The organism is Arthrobacter sp. SLBN-83, from assembly GCF_006715285.1.
Lineage (GTDB): Bacteria > Actinomycetota > Actinomycetes > Actinomycetales > Micrococcaceae > Arthrobacter.
Map to the genome: position 1 here is coordinate 4,337,448 of NZ_VFMX01000001.1, position 19,147 is coordinate 4,356,594.

Here is a 19,147-nt window from a genome sequence, read left to right on the forward strand (position 1 = left end):
AAAAAGGGTATCCTGCCGGATCCGGTGGTCGGAACCGGCTGCGCACCACATGGACCGGACTTCCAGTGGTTTGGGCGCATGCAAAAGGGGCGGCCACCGAAGTGGCCACCCCTTGCAGTTTCGACTAGGAGCCGACGCGGAAGCGCGTGAACGCGGTTCCCTTGACACCGGCCTCTTCGAGGACCTGTGCCACGGACTTTTTGGCGTCCTTGGCGAATGCCTGGTCAACCAGGACCTCACCCTTGTAGAAGCCCGTCACGCGGCCTTCCACAATCTTGGTGAGGGCGGCTTCGGGCTTGCCTTCGGCCTTGGCGGTCTCTTCGGCGATGCGGCGCTCCGACTCAACGAGCTCGGCCGGAACGTCCTCGCGGGTGAGGTAGTTCGGAGCCATGGCAGCGATGTGGACGGCAACGTCGTGGGCGGCGGCAGCAGCGGCTTCGCCTTCACCGTCGACAGCGAACAGCACGCCGACCTGGGCCGGGAGGTCCTTGGAGGTCTTGTGCAGGTAAGCGTCGACCGTTGCACCCTCAATGCGGGAGATGCGGCGGACAACAACCTTCTCGCCCAGGATGGCGCCTTCTTCGACGACGACCTCGGAGAGCGGCTTACCGTCAACGTCGGTGGCCAGCAGGGTGTCGAGGTCGGCAGCGCCGGACTCGACGGCGACGGCCAGGACCTTGTCGGCCAGCTGGATGAACTTGTCAGCCTTGGCAACGAAGTCGGTCTCGCAGTTGACCTCGATCATGACGCCGACGCCGTTGCTGACCTTGGCGGCCACGAGGCCCTCAGCGGTGGAGCGGCCTTCACGCTTGGTAGCGCCCTTGAGGCCCTTGATGCGGATGATCTCGGTGGCCTTCTCGGCGTCACCGTTGGCTTCGTCAAGAGCCTTCTTGACGTCCATCATGCCGGCGCCGGTGCGCTCGCGCAGGGCCTTGATGTCCGCGGCAGTGTAGTTCGCCATGTGAACCCCTCTGTCTAGAAATGTGTGGTGGTGTACGGACCGACAGGACGGCAGCCCACGGGGTGGGCTGCCATCCTGTCAGCAGCTCCGGCTGCGGACAGCGCGGAGAATCCGGATTTGAGTGTCTTACTTGGCGTCTTCGGCGGGAGCCTCGGCGGCAGCCGGAGCCTCAGCGTTCTCGGCCGGAGCGGCGGCGGCTTCTGCCTTGCTGCCTTCGAGGAGCTCGCGCTCCCACTCGGCCAGCGGCTCTTCCGGAGCCTCGGTGGTGCCGGTGCCGCGGTTGTTGCGGGCGATCAGGCCCTCAGCAACGGCGTCGGCAACCACGCGGGTCAGGAGGTTCACGGAGCGGATGGCGTCGTCGTTGCCCGGGATCGGGAAATCAACTTCGTCGGGATCGCAGTTGGTGTCCAGGATGGCCACAACCGGGATGTTCAGCTTCTTGGCCTCGTCAACGGCGAGGTGTTCCTTCTTGGTGTCGACAACCCACAGCACGGACGGTGCCTTGGTCAGGTTGCGGATACCGCCCAGGTTGGACTCCAGCTTGGTGAGCTCGCGCTTGAGGAGCAGCAGTTCCTTCTTGGTGTAAGCGGAACCGGCGACGTCGTCGAAGTCGATCTCTTCGAGTTCCTTCATGCGCTGGATGCGCTTGGCAACCGTCTGGAAGTTGGTCAGCATGCCGCCGAGCCAGCGCTGGTTGACGTAGGGCTGGCCCACGCGCGTTGCCTGCTCGGCAATTGCTTCCTGGGCCTGCTTCTTGGTGCCAACGAAGAGCACGGTGCCGCCGTGGGCAACAGTGGCCTTGACGAACTCGTAGGCGCGGTCGATGTAGGACAGCGACTGCTGCAGGTCGATGATGTAGATGCCGTTGCGCTCGGTGAAGATGAAGCGCTTCATCTTCGGGTTCCAACGGCGGGTCTGGTGTCCAAAGTGGACGCCGCTGTCAAGCAGCTGGCGCATGGTTACGACGGGCATTCCGGCGCTCCTTATTTTCCGGCAGGTCATTCATGAGAAAACCCGGAGGCTTCTTACCCTGCCAATAGTTGACGGTTGATTAGCGTGGCCCGGTTGGGCCGTGCTCCTGGCATCCACCGTTCTTCCCATCAGGAACAAAGCCTGACCGCAGGAAGTGCGGTCCTCCATGGACGACGCGGGGCGTCGCCTGCCGGAGGGCTGGATGCGCGTAGTCAGCCGCTGCTCCCCCACACTCCTGAATGAGATGTGCCGACGCAATCCGGACAGGGCAATGCACCGCGGAGGTGAACCACTGGGACGGGAAGCGTTGAGGGCGCAGCAAACTGCTCCATCAAGTGTACTACAGGCACCCCCGGCCGCCGGACAGGAAAGCACCCCGTCGGAGGCGTTGTCCACATAGCCGGAACCGGCCCTGCCCGCTCCGGACTCAGCCGGGCAGGCTGGTGGGATGAAACCACCAGTCCTCCTGGCCGCGCTCCTGCTGCTGCCGGCGTCCGTGGCCTCCCCCGGCCCGGCCTTCCAGTACACCGCAGCCGGCGCGCAGCCCTCCGGGGCCCAATCCAGCACCATTCAGCAGGAAAGGACGACGGCGGCTGCCGGGGTGGCTGCCAGGCCCTCCTGGCGCTGGCCGCTGGCGCCGCGTCCGCCGGTGTTGCGGGGCTTCGATCCCCCACCCAAGCCCTGGCTCAGCGGGCACCGCGGCGTGGACCTGGATTTCACGGCAGGAACACAGGTTGTGTCACCGGCGGCCGGATCGGTCAGTTTCGTGGGCGTGGTGGTGGACCGTCCCGTGATCACCATCGACCATGGCGGCGGGCTGCGCAGCAGTTTCGAACCGGTGGAGAGCACGCTGGTTGCGGGGTCCACCGTGGCGGCCGGCCAGGTGATCGGGACCGCCGTCCCCGGACATTGCCCGGCGGCCCAGTGCCTGCACTGGGGAGTGCGGGAGGGAGAGGACTATGTCAATCCCCTGCAGTTCGTCCTGGACCTTCGCCCGTCCATCCTGCTTCCACTGCCCGGACCGCCATAGGCCGCGGGAACGGATGATGCTGCCCCATGAAGCGTGCCGGGGCCGGCCGATGACTGACTGGACGGTGGCTGGTTGGAATGCGGCTGGCTAGACGATGGCCGAAATGCCGGTGATGGCCCGGCCCGTCACCAGGGTGTTGATTTCAGCGGTGCCCTCGTACGAGTAGATGGCTTCGGCATCGGCAAAAATTTTGGCCATTTCATAGTCGGTCACGATGCCGTTGCCGCCCAGGATGCTGCGGCCCAGGGCCACGCTGTCCCGCATGCGTGCCGTGGCAAAGGCCTTTGCCAGGGCGGACTGTTCGTCCTTGGCCGCGCCTTCGTCCTCCAGCTGGGAGAGGCGGACCATCATGCCCATGGAGCTGACGGTATTGCCCAGGATCCGGACCAGCTGGTCCTGGATGAGCTGGAAGAAGGCGAGCGGCCGGCCGAACTGATGCCGCTCCACAGCGTAGCGGCGGGCAACGTCGAACGCGGCCAGCTGGAGCCCGACGGCCTGCCAGGCAACGGACAGGCGGGTGGCCTTGAGCACCTTGTTGACGTCGCGGAAGCTGTTGGCGTTGGCCAGTTTGAAGTGGTCCGGGACCACCACGTCCGTGAGGACGATGTCGGCATTCTGGACGGTGCGCAGGGAGATCTTGTTTTCGATCTTTGTCGCGCTGAATCCATCAAGCGTGGTGTCCACCAGGAAGCCCTTGACCTGGTTGTCGGCAACGTCGCGGGCGTAGATGACCACCCAGTCGGAGAAGGTGGCGTTGCCGATCCACCGCTTGGCTCCGTTGAGGATCCAGTTGCCACCGTCCCTTCGCGCCGTGGTACGGGTACCGCCGGCCACGTCGCTGCCGCCCAGCGGCTCGGTCAGGCCGAAGGCGCCGATCTTCTTGAAGGCGTAGATGTCGGGCAGCCACTCGTCCTTTTGCTCCTGGGATGCCAGCAGCTCGATGGACCCGGTAAACAGCCCGTCGTGCACGCCCAGGAAGGTGGCGATCGACGCGTCGGCGCGGGTGACCTCCGCGTGCAGCATGCCGGCGAAGAGGTTGGAGTAACCTTGCCGGCGGACCGGGCTGACCAGGTCCAGGGCTGCACACTTCGGCACCAGGTCCATGGGGAACTCCCCGCGGTTCCAGCAGTCCACGGCAAGGGGCTTGACCTCGCGCGCCAGGAAGTCGCGGACCTCGGCGAGCCTGTCCTGTTCCTTGCCGGACAGAAGCTGCTCGAAGGCGAAGAAGTCGCCGTCGGCGTAGGGAAGCTCGTGGGACTCGGCTGCGGAGGTTGCCATGGGTACCTTCTTTGGTGTTCAGCGCTGGCCGTGCCGCGGAACCGGGCACGGAATGTTACTGGGCAGTAACTTACCGCAGGGGTCGGGGTTAACCAAGAAGAACCGCGGCCGACGAAAGCTGTCGGCCGCGGTTCTTCCTGCTGTTCGGTAGGGCTACTCGGACTTGAACCGAGGACCTTAGGATTATGAGTCCCGCGCTCTAACCAGCTGAGCTATAGCCCCCAATCCCTGCGGATACGTCGTGGAACACCACGCCCCGGCAGGGCAAAAACACTCTAGCAAACCCGGGAACGGGTTCAGACCACCTTGTCCTCGTAGGTGGCGCCCCGGTACAGGTCCTCAAAGGTCTGCAGCGTTCCCTGGAGGCTGTGCGGCTCCACCATCTGCCGGCTGGCCCGGCCCATGGCGCGCTGCTGGTCCTTGGGAAGCTCCAGGACCTGGGTGATCTTCTTGGCGAGGTCGTCACTGTCGTTGGGCGTGAAGAGGTAGCCGTTCTCGCCGTCGCGCACCAGGTGCGGCAGGGCCATGGCGTCGGCCAGGACCACGGGGGTGGAGGCGGACATGGCTTCCAGGGTGACCAGGGACTGCAGCTCAGCCGTTCCGGGCATGCAGAACAGGTCCGCCCGGATGTACGCGGTGCGCAGTTCGTCGTCGCTGGCAAGGCCCAGGAACTTGACCCGGCTGGTGAGTCCCAACCGACGCACCAGGTCCTCCAGTGCAGGGCGCACCTCTCCCCCGCCCACGATCTCCAGATGGACGTTCAGCTCCGGCGGCGTCTTGCCGATGGCCTCGATGAGCACGTCCACATGCTTCTCCTCCGCAAGCCGCCCGGCGAACAGGACGGTGGGGTGGGCATGCGGCTCGATGTGCTCGCCGGGCTGCAGCTCATAGGCAGCGGAATCGATGCCGTTGGACAACGGCAGCACCTTCCGCAGGAAGGCGTGTTCGTGCATGGCACGGGCGGCAAGCGGCGTGGGGGTTGTGACCACATCCGCCTGGCCCATGACCTTGCCCATGTCCTTCCAGGAGACCCGCCCAATGATGTCCTTGAACCACTGCGGGAACGGCAGGAAGGGGTTGAGGTTCTCGGGCATGAAGTGGTTGGTGGCGATGATCCGGACGCCGCGCTTAACGGCCTCGTAAAGCACGTGCTCGCCAATCATGTAGTGGCTTTGGATGTGCACGACGTCGGGCTTCACCCGGTCGAAGAGGAGCGTGATTTCCTTCTTGATTTCCCACGGGAAGCAGAGGCGGAAGCTTTCGTGGGTGAACGCCTTGTGCGAGCGGAGCCGGTGCACGGTTGCTTCCTCGCGGAACTCGGTGAAGCTCTTTCCCTTACTGTCGCGGGACGCCAGGACATGGACGTTGTGGCCCCTGGCAGTCATGCCTTTCGCCAGGCGGTATCCGAACTGGGCAGCGCCGTTGACGTCCGGCGGATAGGTGTCGGCGGCGATGAGAATGGTCAGGGGACGCTGGTCGGCTGGCGTGGTCATGGGGAGTACTCCTGATGGTCACGGTGCGGACAGCATGGAACTGACAGCACGGTTGGCCGGTGGCGCATGGGCTCAGGCCTCGTGGGGTTTGGGATCTGGAAGAAATGGGCTAGTGGGACGGCCTGCCGGCGGCCTTGCGCGCGTCCTTCTTGCGCTTGGTGACCTCCGGGTGGTGCCGGGAAAGGGCGATAACCCCAACGATAGCAAGGCAGGCAGCCGTTCCCATCGCAATTGCCATGACCGCATGGACGTCGGGACGCAGTTCGCCCAGGATGATGATGCCGATGGCAATGCCCACCATGGGGTCGATCACGGTGAGCCCGGCGATGACCAGGTCCGGCGGTCCCGTGGAGTATGCGCTTTGCACGAACCACGAGCCCAGGCCGCCGGCCGCGATGATGGCCACCACCGAGTACCACTGGACGTTGAGCAGGAAGAGGCCGTTGGGGTCCAGGAGGTGCTTGCCGATGATCCGGGTGAGGACCGCCACGAAGCCGAAGAGGATACCGGCGCCCAGGATGTAGATGAACGCGTTCATGCGGTGCTTGAACGTCACTGCCAGGGTGCCGAACAGCCCCACGGCCAGGGCCAGCAGCAGCACGATGGTGAGCTCGTCCTCCGGGCTGACATGGTGGCTTTCCTGGGTGACGTTGACCGCCAGGAGGACAAAGAGTGCCGAGCCGGTGACGCAGGCGCCGATGGAGACGGCCGTGGCGCGGTTGATGGTCAGGTCCTGGTCGCGGGCGTTGACCACGGTGGTGATCACCAGGGCGATGGCGCCGATGGGCTGGATCACCGTGAGTGGCGCGGACACCAGGGCCACGGCGTTCATGGCCATCCCGGTGCAGAGCAGCAGGAGCCCGAACATCCACCGGGGGTTGCGGAGCAGGCGCAGGAAGCCGTTGGAACTCAGGGCAAGCCCGCCGGTGTCGGCTTTGACAGCGCTGCCCTGGCGCTGGGCACCCAGGGCGAGGCAGAACGCGCCAAGCACCGCCAGGCCGACGGCTAGCCACACCATCAGCCGTTCCCGCCGTCGTGCTGTTTCAGTTCCCTGCCCTTTCGCAGGATGGCCCAGAAGTAGTTGCAGGCGGCAATCCAGTGGCCGATCAGGCCCAGGCCCAACACCACCCAGGCGGCTGCGAAGAGTTGGTCAGAAGCGCCGGTATCCAGGCGGGAGAGGACCAGCAGCGGGGTGCCCAGGAGCAGCAGACCGGTGCGCACCTTGCCCACCACGCTGACGGGGAGGTCCGGGTGGCCATGGAAGAAGGAGAGCGTCAGGGCCAGCAACACGGCATCGGGCACTACCAGCGCGGCCAGGTAGAGCCAATGCACGACGCCGGCAATCACCAGGGTGAACGCCACGGCCAGCAGGGCAAGCCGGTCGGCGATGGGGTCGAGGACCCTGCCGAGCTTGGAGGCCTGGTCGAAGCGCCGGGCAATATAGCCGTCGATCCAGTCCGTGCCTGCCATGACAGCCAGGACGATCACGCCGGCACCGTATTCCTTTTGGGCCAGGACGAGCCACATGAAGAGCGGAACACCCATGAACCGCACCACGGTGAGCAGGTTGGGGATGGTGAACACGAGGTCGTGGTCCACCTGGGGACGGCCGGGGCGGGCGCCTGCACCAATGAACTTCACCCGTCCCCTCTCCTTTCCTGCTGCGCCGGAGCGCGGTGTTCAGTAATTCCTTGTGTACCAGGCAGTGCTTTTGGAGCAGCAGCCTAGTTGGAACGGAACAGCCTGCGGAGGAGGACAACCAGGACGGTTCCTGCGGCTACGAAGGCTGCCAGCGGCTTCCAGCGCCTGGACAGGTCCGCGGAGCCGGACAACGCCGCGAAGCGTTCGCCCGCTGCGTCCACGCCGTGCTGCGCCAGCACTTGGCCTTCGCGCGCCTTGACCTGTGCGGCTGCCAGCAGGTACCGGGCCTGGGTCTTGAAGTCCAGTTCGGTACCGAGTTCGTCGCGGACCTCGGTGAGGTGGTGCCTGCGCTGGCTCAGGCGGCGCGCAAGCTCGGGTTCGGACGCGTGCGGGAACTCCTGCTGCTCCCGGGCGGCCTTTGCTTCCTTTTCGGCCTTTGCCTTGGCAGCGGCCTCGGCCTTGGCTGCCTTCGCAGCCTTTGCCTCCGGGCTCTCCGGATCCAGGATGGCGGGGTTGAAGGCGGAGCCTTCCCGGGCAACGCCGATATCGTGCCTGATGCCACGGATGGTTTCCTCGGGCATCAGCGGCATGGCCTTCTTGAACCTCGCGAGGCCAACCAGTCCGCCGACGAGCGCTATCAGCAGGAAGGCTGCGGAGACCAGGAGGGCTGCCAGCCAGGCGGGCATGATGGTGGCCAGGCCCATGATCGCAGCAACGATCAGGCCGACCACCAGGAGCGCCAGGAAGAGGAGCGCCACAGCGAAGAAGGCGGCGGCCACCCCCACCTGGATGCCCTTGCGCTTGAGTTCGATCTTGGCGAAGGCGATCTCGTCGTTGAGCTGGCGGGGGGCCAACCGGAAAAGGAGTCTTGCCGTTCCGGGCAGCGCAGTGATACGCAATCCCGGGCTGGTACGCCCGCTGTGACGTCCGCTCATCGGTTCCGCCTTACTGGTTTCATGGGTCGATACTGCTTCCGTTTATTGCGGAAATGTGCAGCCGCACAGTCCACGCCACCAAAACTACCATTCAGGTTCAGGGCGAACTTGGGGGCTTGCCGGACGGCGCGGCCTACAACGATGCAAAAACCGTCCGGGCGGGGCCTAGGATTGTTCTCCGTGACCAATCCCCCCAATCCGGGCGACCTGCTGAGCCGCCGCCGCAAGCTCCTTTACATCCTCCTCTTGGGCGCCTTGACGGCCCTTGGCCCGTTCACCATCGACCTTTACCTGCCTGCCTTCCCCGCGCTGGAGGCAAGCCTGGGGGTGACCGAGGCGCAGGTCCAGCTCACCCTGGCCGGCACTACTGTCGGTTTCGCGTTTGGCCAGTTGGTGGTGGGGCCGTTCAGTGACAAGTTCGGGCGACGGACTCCGCTGATCCTTGCCACCGCGCTGCACATTGCCGCGTCCATGGGCGCCGCCCTGTCCACTGACATCGCCACCCTGGGGGTGTTCCGTGTCCTGATGGGTGTGGGCGCAGCCGGCGGCGGCGTGGTGGCCATGGCCATGGTGCGTGACCTGTTCTCCGGGTATGCCATGGTGCGGATGTTCTCGCGGATGGCCCTGGTTAACGGCCTGGCGCCCATCCTGGCGCCGGTGATCGGCTCACAACTGCTCCTGGTGATGCCGTGGCCCGGCATCTTCGTGTTCCTGGCCGCGTACGGGACGCTGGTCATCGTGGCCGCCCTGCTCCTGGTGCGGGAGACGCTTCCGCCGGAGAAGCGGGGCCAGAGCGGCATGACGGCCAGGCAGCGCTACAAGGCGCTCTTCAGCGACCGGATCTTCGTGGGGCTGCTCATGGTGGCCGGCTTCAATTTCGGCGGCCTCTTCACGTATCTGTCGGCCTCCCCGTTCCTGTTCCAGGACGTCTTCGGGTTTTCGGCCCAGCAGTACGGGCTGCTCTTCGGCATCAACTCCCTGGGCATCGTGGCGGGCGTGCAGACCAGTTCACGGCTGATCAGGATTGTCCCGCCGCAATGGATCCTGGCCGCCGCCACGGCATGGATGTTCCTGATGGCCCTGTTGATCGTGGTGTTCGACCGGCTGGGCCTGGGGCTGTGGGGCGTCATGGTGCCCCTGTGGTTCTACATCCTGGGCACCGGCTTCATGTTCCCCTGCGTCCAGGTGCTGGCCCTGGCAAGCCATGCCTCCCAGGCGGGAACCGCGGCATCCCTCCTCGGCGCGGCCACGTTCCTCATGGCCGGGCTGATCTCCCCCGTGGTGGGCTGGGTGGGCATCACCAGCGCCGCGCCCATGGGAGCAGTCCAGGCGGCGTGCATCCTGGTGGCCATTGGGGCCCTGTGGCTGGTGGTCCGGCCGCGCACGGTACCCTCGATCCACTGAGTACCTACACTCCATTGACCGCACGCCAGGCACCAGGAAGGCAGAACATGGCCCGCAGACCGCACCGTAATGGAAGGGGACTCTTCCTCGGCGCGGTGCTTGGCGCCGTCGTCGGCTATTTTGCCGGCCGTGCCATGGGCAACCCCGCCTGGGGCATCATCCTGGGAACACTGGCGGGTGCCGCACTCCTGTACCGGGTAAATCCGGGCCGCCGCAACCGCCGCTGACAGCACCTGCTGCCGGATACCGCTTGGCGCGGCCATCCCTGCCCTATGGCTCCACTGCACGATGAAGCCCAGCGCGATAAAATGATCCCGTGTCCAGCTGGCAGAACCAACCGCCACTTCCGGCCACATGGCAACGGTGCGACGCCAGGATCCTGCCACTGTGGTGGGAGCGGCTGTGCGCGCAGGCAGGCCAGCAATCTGCGGCGCTGTACGCGGCAGGGCTGTTCACGGAGGACCGGCGCCGGCCCATCGCCCAGTGGTTCAATCCAGCCTTCAAGGCCGCCCTCCTGGTGGCACCGGAAACCTCGCCGGAATGGCCGGTACAGCGCTTCGGCATTTTCTACGCCCCACCGGATGCCGGCTTTGTCCGTATCCACTCGGCCCCGCACGAATGGAATCCCCGCGAACCCCGCAAGTCCCCCACGGAAAAGGAAGCCTTCGAGTCAGCCATCGCCGAGGCCGAAAGGTTCCTGCAGGTGGAAATGGACTTCGTCTGAGCCCATCTTCCCCACCCCGGTTTTCCCACCCCGCGGAAACAAAAAATCCCCGTTCCTCCAGCCGGAGGAACGGGGATTTTTCGTAGCGCTCCTCCTGCTGGACTTGAACCAGCAACCCTTCGATTAACAGTCGAATGCTCTGCCAATTGAGCTAAGGAGGAATGAAGCAGGTATGACATTAGCAAAGGTTTCCGGCCCAAGGGAAATCGGCGGTATTTCGGGCCAAAACCCGCCTCGCGCAGTCCAAAAGCAGAAACAAAAATCCCCGTTCCGGAAGCCGGAACGGGGATTGGAAGCTCCTCCTGCTGGACTTGAACCAGCAACCCTTCGATTAACAGTCGAATGCTCTGCCAATTGAGCTAAGGAGGAATGAAGCGGGTACCAGCCTAGCAAACACCCGCTGCGGAAACGAAATCGGGAGTGCCATGACCTCCCCCACTTCCTGGTTCCACCCGGCAGGCAGCCGCCTACGCTTCTGCCCGCAGGGCCCGGCGTTCCATTTCCAGCATCATCAGTTCGCGGTTGAGCCGCTGGTACGTTTCCGGGTCTGCCGCGGCGTCAAGGCGCTGCAGCTGGCCCATCTTGTCCGCTTTGACCCGGGTGATCTGGAGTTCGAACAGCCGGGACAGGATGTCACGGCAGTACTTCAGCACCGCCTCCTCCGTATGGGCCGGAAGCGGCACCACCGACAGTTCCGACACCAGCGGCCGGAGCGGTTCGGGGACCTCGTGCATGACGTGTTCCACCCAGCGCACCGGATCACCCACCAGTCCCGGCCCGGTGGCGCGCATGGCGTCGTGCACGGCCTGGAAGGCAGGGGTGGAGAAGCGGGCAGCCGCGAACCGGTCCCAAACCTCGCCCGCCAGCAGCGACGGCTGCTGCAGGGCCACCTCCAGCGCCTGCCGTTCCATGGAAGCCACGGGGTCGCGCGGGTCCGGACGGTGGAAGGAAGGAACAGCGCCCGACGACGGCCCAACAGCCACGCCGGGGCCGCCGGCAGGTGCCGGGCCGGTTTGGCCTTCGTACCCCCTGCCCTCGTGGCCGTTGCTGCGCTGCTGCTGTCCCCGGTTGGAGGTGCCCTGGCCCGCGGGACTTCCGGTGTCCCCCCGCTTCGCTGCGTTCTTCACCTCGGCGTTGACCAGGCGCAGGACTTCATTGGGATCGGGCATGCCCAGCCAGCCGGTCAGGGCCTGGCAGTACCCGGTCCGGGTGGAGCCGTCGCGGATGGCCGCCACCACCGGCACGGAAGCCTTCAGGCCCTGGACGCGGCCTTCCACGGTGTCCAGGTTGAACTGCTTCAGCGTGGTCCGGATGGCGAACTCGAACAGGGGCCGCCGGGACTGGATCAGGGCGTGTACGGCCTCGTCCCCCCTGCTGAGCCGGAGGTCGCAGGGATCGGCTCCAGTGGGTTCCACGGCCACGAAGGTCTGGGCAGTGAACCGCTGATCCTCCTCGAAGGCGCGCAGTGCTGCCTTCTGCCCGGCGGCGTCGCCGTCGAAGGTGAACACCACTTCTCCCCCGGTGCCGTCGTCGGACAAAAGCCGCCGGGCGATCTTGATGTGTTCGGTGCCGAACGCCGTGCCGCACGTGGCCACCGCCGTCGTGATTCCTGCAAGGTGGCAGGCCATCACGTCCGTGTAGCCCTCCACCACCACCAGCTGGCGGTCCTTTGCGATGCTCTTCTTGGCCAGGTCGATGCCGTAGAGGACCTGGGACTTCTTGTAGAGGGTGGTCTCCGGGGTGTTGAGGTACTTGGGGCCCTGGTCGTCCTCGTAGAGCTTGCGGGCGCCGAAGCCGATGGTGTCGCCGGCGATGTCCTTGATGGGCCAGATGAGGCGGCCGCGGAAGCGGTCGTAGATGCCCCGGTTTCCTTCGCTGAACATGCCGGTGAGCTTGAGCTCGGCATCGGTGAAGCCGCGGCCGCGAAGGTGTTTCAGGAGCGCGTCCCAGCCCTGCGGAGCGTAGCCGCAGCCAAAGTGTTCCGCGGCCGCCCTGTCGAACCCCCGGCCGAACAGGAAGTTCCGGGCCTCTGCCGCACCTGGGGTGAGCAGTTGGGCGCGGAAGAACTCGTCGGCGATCTTGTGCGCGTCAAGCAGCCGCTGGCGCCGGCCCACTTCCTCGCGGTTGGGTCCGGTCCCGCCGTCCTCGTACCGGAGCTCGTAACCGATTCGGGCAGCGAGCTTTTCCACGGCTTCCTGGAAGGAGCTGTGGTCCTGCTTTTGCACGAAGGCGATGACGTCGCCGTCCTCGCCGCAGCCGAAACAGTGGTACCGGCCCACCTGGGGACGGACGGTGAAGGACGGCGAGCGCTCATCGTGGAAGGGGCACAGACCCTTGAAGGTGCCCAGCCCGGCGCCCTTGAGCGTCACGTAGCCGTCAACAACTTCCTTGATGTCCGTGCGCTGGCGTACTTCATCGATATCTTCACGTTTGATCAGCCCAGCCACACAGCAATCTTAGTGTCACTGGCTTGGTGCCACTGGCGGGCCTACCTCCCGGGCGTCCTGCCGGGCGTCCGCTGTCCCGCTTCGGGCGCCGCGCGCTCCACCAGGCTGAGGGCAAGCCTGGGGCAAAGGAAGACGGCCTCCTGCGCGGCATCCCGGTCGGCGTCCCGCAGCGGAACGTCCGTGCGGTCACGGCCAACCTTGCCCCGTGCCACCGGGTAGCCCCAGTCGTCCCTGTCGAGCACTGCGGGAAGCAGCTCTGAGCACAGGCCGCGGCCATCACAGCTGGTCCAGTCGATATGCAGGTACGTCTTCATGCCGCCACGCCTCCCGGGCCTGTGCAGTATCCGGACAGATGGGCGCGGAAGTCAGCGGCAAAGACGTCCAACGCGCTGCTGACCATACCGGTGGTCCCTTCGGGATGGCGGCATGCACCGCGCCCGGAAACCAGCCGCCCCAGCCGGTCCAGCTCCGAGCCAAGCCGCGGATTTGTTTCGCCTCCGGCGATGCGGTTGAGGACGGACGCCATGGCCGGCAGCCCGAACATGCAGGGGCCGCACTGCCGGGCGGACTGGCCGGCCAGGTAGTTGAGGATCCGGGCCGTCTCCTGGATGCCGCAGGTCTGCAGGTCCAGGGCATGGATAACTCCCGCACCCGGGCGGACTGCCCGGCCCGGCGCTCCCGCGGGCGTGAGGGCGTGATCCGCCGGCCGCACCCACCGGCCGTGGTACCCGCCCACCAGGACGGCGGACAAGGATCCCGGATCCATTCCGGCTTCCTTCAGGACGGCGGAAAGTTGCACCCCGCCCGGTACCTCCAACACCACGTCCCTTGTGGGGGCAGGCCCGGACACGGACACCAACCTGGTGCCGGGATCGGTGGCGGTGCCCGCCTGCCGGAACCACTGCGCGCCGTAGCGGGCGATCAGGGCCACCTGGGCCAGGGTCTCGACATTGACCACCAGAGTGGGGCGGCCGTTCAGGCCCGACTCGCTGAGGCGCCGGCGCTGGTCCGTGGGCAGGGCGGTACCGTTCTCGATCATGTTGACGACGGCGCTCGACTCGCCGGAAATGAAAGTTTCGGGAGCCTGCACTACCCGGATCTTCCTGCCGCCCGGACGCTCCCCGAGGGCCTGCTTCACACGGGCAAGGCTGGCCGCGGGGGCGTAAACGTACATGCTTGTGCCGCCAGCGCCTGCCTGGCTGCTTGTCCTGCCGCCTGTCTGGCCCAGGGCGGCGGCGAGGGCGGTCAACCCGTCAATGACCAGGTGCGGCGCGTGGGCGAGGAGGGTCCGGTCCTTGAAGCTGAGCGGTTCGCCCTCCGCGCCGTTGGCTATCACCACGGGCCGGGCGGCGAACAAACCCTTTCGCCCGGTACCGGCAGTTGCAGTGGCCTTGCGCCAGGTTTCGAATGCGGCTCCGCCGCGGCCGGTCAACCCGGATTCAGCGAGCACTTCCAGGAGACCCGGACCTGCCGCCTGCGGCTCCCACTGGCCAAAGGTGTCCAGGTGCCGGGCCCAGCCTGCATCAGGGCCTGCCGCCAGGAGGCGCGGCTCCTGGCGGATACTGTCCTGGTTCACGGGGTAGCCGCTACGGGATTGGTTCACGGGAGGTTTCCTTGCCTGGCGCGGAAGGTTTCGAGGAAGGAGGGGCTCAACCGCCACATCAGGGCAGCGGCAACGGCCACTGCGGACGCCGCAGCCAACAGGAGGAACCACCCGCTTGACACGTCCGTGCCGTTTCCGAGGGCGTGGGCCATGGCCACCGGCCAAACGCCATAGCTGAACCAATGGACAGCCCTGAAGGTGCGCTGCCCAATACGGTGCCGCAGCAGCGCTGTGACCACGACGGCCAGGACCAGGTCCAGGGCCACCGTGCCCAGCCCCTGCCAGAACGGCTGGTACGACCCCAGGAACGGCACCACGATGTCCACGGGATTGAGCCTGGCGAAAGAGTCAAGGAGCAGGGACCCAACGTGCAGCCCCAGGAAAACCGTGGCGAGCAGGGCAATGTTCCGGTGCAGGAGGCTGATGGAGAACCGCGGCAGCACCAGCAGGGGCCGTCCTGACCGGTTCAGGATGCCCAGCAGCACCGATGCGGTAAACAGTGCCAGTGCCACGAATCCGCTGACACGACCGAAGGCCCACATTGCCTCATCCATGGCGCAGGCCTTCCCTGCTGAAGCTTACGAGGGGACGGGAGCTTTCGGCTGGGCGGTAGTTTTCGGCGGGCCAGTCTCCGGTGGTCGCCACCCTGCCGCGGCTGTCCACGAACCGGGCGGAAATGCCCTCGGCGCGGAACCACTCGAGGGCTTGGAAGCCGCGCACAATGGCCCCGGTGCTGAACGCATTCGCCTCCAGGCAGGTAGGCGCCGCCACGGTCACCGACCGCCACACCGGTTGCGCGGGCAGGCCAAAACGGGGATCGAGGATGTGGTGCACCTGACTGCCCTGGTGGAGCCAGCGGCGCTTTTGCGTGCTGGACGTTGCCAGGGCAAATCCCGGAGCCAGCGAAATGCGCTGGGCGGGGTCGGCGGGAATGTCCTGCACCAGGATCTGCCACTGGCCAGGCCTGTCCTCCGGCTGCTCCCCTCGCGGGCCTGGTCCTGCGCTGGCCAGGTCTCCACCGAGGCTTACCAGGACTCCGCAGCCCAGCCGCCGGTGCACTTCGGCAGCGGCTAGATCAGCTGCGACGGCCTTGGCGGATGCACCCAGATCGAGGCGAAGCCCGGCCGGCACGGTCAGCACATCACCGTCCACGTGAATCCGCCACCAGCCTGGCGCCCGCGGTGCCAGCGGCGGCACCAGGTCCGGGGGCGAAGGCAGCGGCAATACGGGCACGCTCCGGACTTCCGGCCTGCCCCCTGTGTCTGGCAGCCTGGAGAGTTCACCCGACATCTCCGGACCGTGGCCCAGGGCGGCCAGGTCTGCTCCAAGGGTGGGATCAACAGCGCCTCCGGTCAGCCTGGCAGCGTCCAGGGCGCGCTCCAGGAGCAGCCGGAACATGGGGCTCACCCTGACGCCAGATGCCATTCGGGGCTGGAGCGCCACCAGTTCCGAGTCGGCACGGAAGCGGCTGCAGGCATGGTCCACCGCCGCCAGCACTTGGCGAACAAGCATTTCCGCGGCATCCAGCAGGCCGGGCTCGGTCACCGTGACGGCTGCCTCGAGTTCCCATACGGTCCAGTTGGATTGTGCTGTGGGGGCCGGTGCGGCTTCGTAATCATGGGCCGCTGCAGATTCCCGGGCTCCAATGCGATGGGTGTCTGAACCGGCCACGTCAGGACCCCGAGGACCTTCCGTGGATGGTGCCGCCCTTGCCGGGCTGGACCGGGCTGGTGCTGCCGTAGTTTCCGTAGCTCTTCGAGCGCCGCGAGCCACCATTCTGGGTGCCGCTGTTCTGGCCGGTGCCACTGTCCTGCCGGGTACCGTAACCGTCGTCATCAGAGCGGCCGGACCCGGATTTGGGCGTGCTCCCCTGCGCACCGCCGTCCTGGGTGCTGCTGTCCGTACCTGCAGTTGTCCTGGCAATCACGGACGGAGTCGCGGCATAGACAGCGGACGCGGCCACGCCGGCAACGGCGAAGCTGCCCACGCCCACCGCCGCGGTGATTCCGGTGGCCAGGCGCTTGCCCCTGCTGCGAGTACTCATGACCTGCTCCCGTTCCTAGCGGCCTGCCTTTCCTCCCATGGTGCGCTTCCTTCCTGTGTAGATGCTTTAAGGAAGCTGTTGATCAGGAGGACGTCGAGGAGTTTCTCCGCATGGGGGTACAGGCGGGTTCACCAGAGCGAGGGCAGGCTCCCCACCAGGCGTTCGTACATGGCCAGGGCCGACCCGTCGGTGAGCGACGCCACCTGGTCGATGACCACCCGGAGGCGCGCGCCGTCGTCGTCCGCTGCCCGCCAATCCGCAGCGAACATCGGCTCCAGGTGCCGGTCACCCGTGGCGCTGAGGGCCGTGACCAGGGCGTGGAGCACTTCCCTCTGGCGCTCATAGATGGGCTGCCGGTGTTCGGTGGTCATGACGAAGGTGGTGGCAAGGCCCTTCATGACCGCGATCTCCATGACGGTCTCGTCCGGAACAATGAGTTCGGCGTTGTAGCGCGTCAGGTTTTCCGGCCCATAGACGGCGCGGGTGGTCTCCAGGGCGGACTGGCAGAACCTGCCGATCAGCTGGCTGGTCATGTTCTTCAGTGCCGCCATGGATTTCCGGCTGCCGTCGGCTTCGCGCACCCACACGTCGGTGGCCTCCAGGCGCGCCAGGGCGGCGTCAATGGCGGCGGGGTCGTTGTGCGGCAGGTACCACTGCTTGGCGTAGCCCACCACGCGGGCCCGGTGGTCCGGGTTGTCCATCCAGCGCAACTGGAAGTGGCCGGCGACAATTGCGTCCTCCACGTCGTGCACCGAGTAGGAGATGTCATCCGCAAGGTCCATCACCTGCGCTTCCAGGCAGGTACGGCGTTCCGGGGCGCCTTCGCGGATCCAGCTGAAGATGGGGAGGTCATCCTCGTAGGCCCCGAACTTGCTGGTCCGCTGCCCGTGGATCACGGGTGCTTCCAGGGCTGACCAGGGATATTTCGACGCCGCGTCCAGGCTTGCGCGCGTCAGGTTCAGTCCGGCGGGGTGGCCGTCAGCCCTGAGCACCTTGGGTTCCAGGCGGGTAAGCAGGCGGAGGGTCTGGGCGTTGCCTTCAAAACCACCGATGGCGTGCGCCACCTCGTTCAGCGCGGATTCGCCGTTGTGGCCGAAGGGCGGGTGGCCCAGGTCGTGGCTGAGGCATGCCGTGTCCACCACGTCCGGATCGCAGCCCAGGGCGCGGCCCAGTTCGCGGCCCACCTGTGCCACTTCCAGGCTGTGCGTGAGGCGGGTCCGGACGAAATCGTCCGTATCCGGTGCCACCACCTGGGTCTTGGCGCCAAGCCGCCGCAGCGCCGAGGAGTGCAGCACCCGGGCACGGTCCCGTTCAAAGTCCGAGCGGTAGGTGCTCTTGGGCGGCTCCTCCACCCAGCGGGCAGAGTCGTGCGTGTCGTAACCCGGGAGCGCCAGGGCTGCGGTGGGGGTTCCGGCAGTTGGTGTTTCAGCCACCGGAAACGTCCAGTTCGGCGGCGGCGATATCGCGGGACTGGTCATCGTTCAGGGCACGGGAGTCCAGCCAGTCCTTGGGCAGGGCAGGCTTCTTGGGCGAGCCGGCGCGGCCGCGCGGGCCTTCGGCGTCCACCCCGGGATAGGGCGAGTCCAGGTCCAGCTCGGCGAGGGTGTCCCGGAGCACCTCCAGGCTGGTGACCAGGGCCAGCCGGGTGCGCAGCTCACCGCCCACCACGTAGCCCTTGAAGTACCAGGCGATGTGCTTGCGGATCTCGCGCAGCGCCTTGCCTTCGTCACCGAAGGTTTCCACCATCAGTTCGGCGTGCCGGTAAACGCCCTCGGCCACCTGCCGCAGGTTGGGGCGGTGCCGGACGTCGCTGCCCTCGAACGCGGCCTGCAGGTCGCCGAAGAGCCAGGGCCGGCCCTGGCAGCCTCGGCCCACCACTACGCCGTCCACGCCGGTTTCACGCACCATGCGGACGGCGTCCTCGGCGGACCAGATGTCGCCGTTGCCCAGCACGGGAATGTCGGGCAGCGCCTCGCGGAGCCGGGCGATGGCGGACCAGTCGGCCTTGCCGGAATAGAACTGGGCGGCCGTGCGGCCGTGGAGCGCGACGGCGGCAACACCGGAATCGCGGGCGATCCGGCCGGCGTCGAGGTACGTCAGGTGGTCCTCGTCGATGCCCTTGCGCATCTTGATGGTCAGCGGGATGTTGCCCTTGGACGCTTCCTTGACGGCGGTCTGCACGATGGAGGTGAAGAGGTCGATCTTCCAGGGCAGCGCCGACCCGCCGCCGCGCCGGGTCACCTTGGGGACGGGACAGCCGAAGTTGAGGTCGATGTGGTCCGCCCGGTTCTCCTCCACGAGCATCCGCACCGCGGCACCCACCGTGCCCGGGTCCACGCCGTAGAGCTGCACGGACCGGACCTTTTCGTCGTCGTCATGCGAAATGATGCGGAGGGATTCGGGCGTCCGCTCCACCAGCGCGCGGGAGGTCACCATCTCCGCCACGTACATGCCGCCGCCGTATTCACGGCACAGCCTGCGGAACGCGGAGTTGGTGATGCCGGCCATCGGGGCAAGGATCACCGGGGTGTCAACCGTGATGGGTCCCAGCTTCAGGGGCGGGAGTTCCAGCTTGGGGGCGGGAGGAGTTGCTGCAACAGTCACCTGTCCATTGT

At 66.5% G+C, this 19,147-nt stretch carries 19 protein-coding genes and 3 tRNA genes; 4 read left to right on the top strand and 18 right to left on the bottom strand.

Translation table 11 applies throughout. The annotated features are described in order from the left end of the window. Positions 1-124 precede the first annotated feature (124 nt). On the bottom strand, positions 125-961 hold the full coding sequence (gene tsf, locus FBY30_RS20270; RefSeq protein WP_142134644.1) for a translation elongation factor Ts: 837 nt from the start codon (positions 959-961) through the stop codon (positions 125-127). A 126-nt stretch (positions 962-1,087) separates the two neighbouring features. Then, positions 1,088-1,933 (bottom strand): 30S ribosomal protein S2, encoded by an 846-nt coding sequence (gene rpsB / locus FBY30_RS20275; RefSeq protein ID WP_142134646.1) that lies wholly within the window; start codon positions 1,931-1,933, stop codon positions 1,088-1,090. 448 nt (positions 1,934-2,381) lie between these two features. Between rpsB and FBY30_RS20280 the strand changes: the two genes are divergently transcribed. After that, positions 2,382-2,963, top strand: a complete 582-nt coding sequence (locus FBY30_RS20280) for a M23 family metallopeptidase (protein WP_142134648.1) — start codon at positions 2,382-2,384, stop codon at positions 2,961-2,963. A gap of 87 nt (positions 2,964-3,050) precedes the next feature. Here the strand turns inward: FBY30_RS20280 and FBY30_RS20285 are convergent, their stop codons facing one another. From FBY30_RS20285 to FBY30_RS20310, 6 genes are all read right to left on the bottom strand, one after another. Then, positions 3,051-4,241 (bottom strand): acyl-CoA dehydrogenase family protein, encoded by a 1,191-nt coding sequence (locus FBY30_RS20285; RefSeq protein ID WP_142134650.1) that lies wholly within the window; start codon positions 4,239-4,241, stop codon positions 3,051-3,053. 148 nt (positions 4,242-4,389) lie between these two features. After that, positions 4,390-4,463 (bottom strand) — tRNA-Ile (locus FBY30_RS20290). A 74-nt stretch (positions 4,464-4,537) separates the two neighbouring features. After that, positions 4,538-5,734, bottom strand: a complete 1,197-nt coding sequence (locus tag FBY30_RS20295) for a glycosyltransferase (RefSeq protein ID WP_142134652.1) — start codon at positions 5,732-5,734, stop codon at positions 4,538-4,540. A gap of 109 nt (positions 5,735-5,843) precedes the next feature. Further along, positions 5,844-6,752, bottom strand: coding sequence for a DMT family transporter (locus tag FBY30_RS20300; protein ID WP_142134654.1), 909 nt, complete (start codon positions 6,750-6,752; stop codon positions 5,844-5,846). Next, the gene (locus FBY30_RS20305; RefSeq protein ID WP_142134656.1) at positions 6,752-7,375 is read right to left on the bottom strand and encodes a CDP-alcohol phosphatidyltransferase family protein; all 624 of its coding nucleotides are present in this window, start codon (positions 7,373-7,375) and stop codon (positions 6,752-6,754) included. The genes FBY30_RS20300 and FBY30_RS20305 overlap by 1 nt, the downstream gene beginning before the upstream one ends. 83 nt (positions 7,376-7,458) lie before the next feature. Further along, positions 7,459-8,310, bottom strand: a complete 852-nt coding sequence (locus FBY30_RS20310) for a phage holin family protein (RefSeq protein WP_142134658.1) — start codon at positions 8,308-8,310, stop codon at positions 7,459-7,461. Positions 8,311-8,490: 180 nt separating this feature from the next. Here FBY30_RS20310 and FBY30_RS20315 point away from each other — a divergent pair, with 180 nt between their 5' ends. From FBY30_RS20315 to FBY30_RS20325, 3 genes are all read left to right on the top strand, one after another. After that, positions 8,491-9,714, top strand: a complete 1,224-nt coding sequence (locus FBY30_RS20315; protein ID WP_235009518.1) for a multidrug effflux MFS transporter — start codon at positions 8,491-8,493, stop codon at positions 9,712-9,714. A gap of 47 nt (positions 9,715-9,761) precedes the next feature. Then, positions 9,762-9,941, top strand: a complete 180-nt coding sequence (locus FBY30_RS20320) for a glycine zipper 2TM domain-containing protein (protein ID WP_142134662.1) — start codon at positions 9,762-9,764, stop codon at positions 9,939-9,941. A gap of 89 nt (positions 9,942-10,030) precedes the next feature. Then, the gene (locus tag FBY30_RS20325; RefSeq protein WP_142134664.1) at positions 10,031-10,438 is read left to right on the top strand and encodes a hypothetical protein; all 408 of its coding nucleotides are present in this window, start codon (positions 10,031-10,033) and stop codon (positions 10,436-10,438) included. A gap of 88 nt (positions 10,439-10,526) precedes the next feature. On the opposite strand, the gene FBY30_RS20330 is transcribed toward FBY30_RS20325, so the two are convergent. The 10 genes from FBY30_RS20330 to dusB form a co-directional block, all read right to left on the bottom strand. Next, a tRNA-Asn gene (locus FBY30_RS20330) sits at positions 10,527-10,599 on the bottom strand. A 135-nt stretch (positions 10,600-10,734) separates the two neighbouring features. Further along, positions 10,735-10,807, bottom strand: a tRNA-Asn gene (locus tag FBY30_RS20335). Between the two features lie 98 nt (positions 10,808-10,905). Then, on the bottom strand, positions 10,906-12,885 hold the full coding sequence (dnaG, locus tag FBY30_RS20340; protein WP_142134666.1) for a DNA primase: 1,980 nt from the start codon (positions 12,883-12,885) through the stop codon (positions 10,906-10,908). A gap of 41 nt (positions 12,886-12,926) precedes the next feature. After that, positions 12,927-13,199, bottom strand: coding sequence for a ferredoxin (locus FBY30_RS20345; RefSeq protein WP_142134668.1), 273 nt, complete (start codon positions 13,197-13,199; stop codon positions 12,927-12,929). After that, the gene (locus FBY30_RS20350; protein WP_142134670.1) at positions 13,196-14,488 is read right to left on the bottom strand and encodes an NADH-ubiquinone oxidoreductase-F iron-sulfur binding region domain-containing protein; all 1,293 of its coding nucleotides are present in this window, start codon (positions 14,486-14,488) and stop codon (positions 13,196-13,198) included. Before FBY30_RS20350 ends, FBY30_RS20345 begins: the two co-directional genes overlap by 4 nt. Then, positions 14,485-15,042 carry a ferric reductase-like transmembrane domain-containing protein gene (locus FBY30_RS20355; RefSeq protein ID WP_235009519.1) on the bottom strand — a complete coding sequence of 186 codons (558 nt, stop codon included), beginning with the start codon at positions 15,040-15,042 and terminating at the stop codon, positions 14,485-14,487. Before FBY30_RS20355 ends, FBY30_RS20350 begins: the two co-directional genes overlap by 4 nt. Next, positions 15,035-16,159, bottom strand: a complete 1,125-nt coding sequence (locus FBY30_RS20360; RefSeq protein WP_235009520.1) for an FAD:protein FMN transferase — start codon at positions 16,157-16,159, stop codon at positions 15,035-15,037. Before FBY30_RS20360 ends, FBY30_RS20355 begins: the two co-directional genes overlap by 8 nt. Before the next feature lies 1 nt (position 16,160). Further along, positions 16,161-16,532 carry a hypothetical protein gene (locus FBY30_RS20365; RefSeq protein WP_142134674.1) on the bottom strand — a complete coding sequence of 124 codons (372 nt, stop codon included), beginning with the start codon at positions 16,530-16,532 and terminating at the stop codon, positions 16,161-16,163. Positions 16,533-16,660: 128 nt separating this feature from the next. Then, the gene (locus FBY30_RS20370; RefSeq protein WP_442858292.1) at positions 16,661-18,010 is read right to left on the bottom strand and encodes a deoxyguanosinetriphosphate triphosphohydrolase; all 1,350 of its coding nucleotides are present in this window, start codon (positions 18,008-18,010) and stop codon (positions 16,661-16,663) included. Continuing rightward, a complete protein-coding gene (gene dusB / locus FBY30_RS20375) occupies positions 17,958-19,136 on the bottom strand; it encodes a tRNA dihydrouridine synthase DusB (protein WP_142134678.1) in 1,179 nt (392 codons plus the stop codon). The genes FBY30_RS20370 and dusB overlap by 53 nt, the downstream gene beginning before the upstream one ends. Between the last annotated feature and the right edge of the window lie 11 nt (positions 19,137-19,147).

Bases quoted from the DNA above. Each gene is read 5' to 3' on its own strand.
- tsf (WP_142134644.1), bottom strand. From the start codon at position 961: ATGGCGAACTACACTGCCGCGGACATCAAGGCCCTGCGCGAGCGCACC.
- rpsB (WP_142134646.1), bottom strand. From the start codon at position 1,933: ATGCCCGTCGTAACCATGCGCCAGCTGCTTGACAGCGGCGTCCACTTT.
- FBY30_RS20280 (WP_142134648.1), top strand. From the start codon at position 2,382: ATGAAACCACCAGTCCTCCTGGCCGCGCTCCTGCTGCTGCCGGCGTCC.
- FBY30_RS20285 (WP_142134650.1), bottom strand. From the start codon at position 4,241: ATGGCAACCTCCGCAGCCGAGTCCCACGAGCTTCCCTACGCCGACGGC.
- FBY30_RS20295 (WP_142134652.1), bottom strand. From the start codon at position 5,734: ATGACCACGCCAGCCGACCAGCGTCCCCTGACCATTCTCATCGCCGCC.
- FBY30_RS20300 (WP_142134654.1), bottom strand. From the start codon at position 6,752: ATGGTGTGGCTAGCCGTCGGCCTGGCGGTGCTTGGCGCGTTCTGCCTC.
- FBY30_RS20310 (WP_142134658.1), bottom strand. From the start codon at position 8,310: ATGAGCGGACGTCACAGCGGGCGTACCAGCCCGGGATTGCGTATCACT.
- FBY30_RS20320 (WP_142134662.1), top strand. From the start codon at position 9,762: ATGGCCCGCAGACCGCACCGTAATGGAAGGGGACTCTTCCTCGGCGCG.
- FBY30_RS20345 (WP_142134668.1), bottom strand. From the start codon at position 13,199: ATGAAGACGTACCTGCATATCGACTGGACCAGCTGTGATGGCCGCGGC.
- FBY30_RS20355 (WP_235009519.1), bottom strand. From the start codon at position 15,042: ATGGATGAGGCAATGTGGGCCTTCGGTCGTGTCAGCGGATTCGTGGCA.
- FBY30_RS20365 (WP_142134674.1), bottom strand. From the start codon at position 16,532: ATGAGTACTCGCAGCAGGGGCAAGCGCCTGGCCACCGGAATCACCGCG.
- FBY30_RS20370 (WP_442858292.1), bottom strand. From the start codon at position 18,010: ATGACCAGTCCCGCGATATCGCCGCCGCCGAACTGGACGTTTCCGGTG.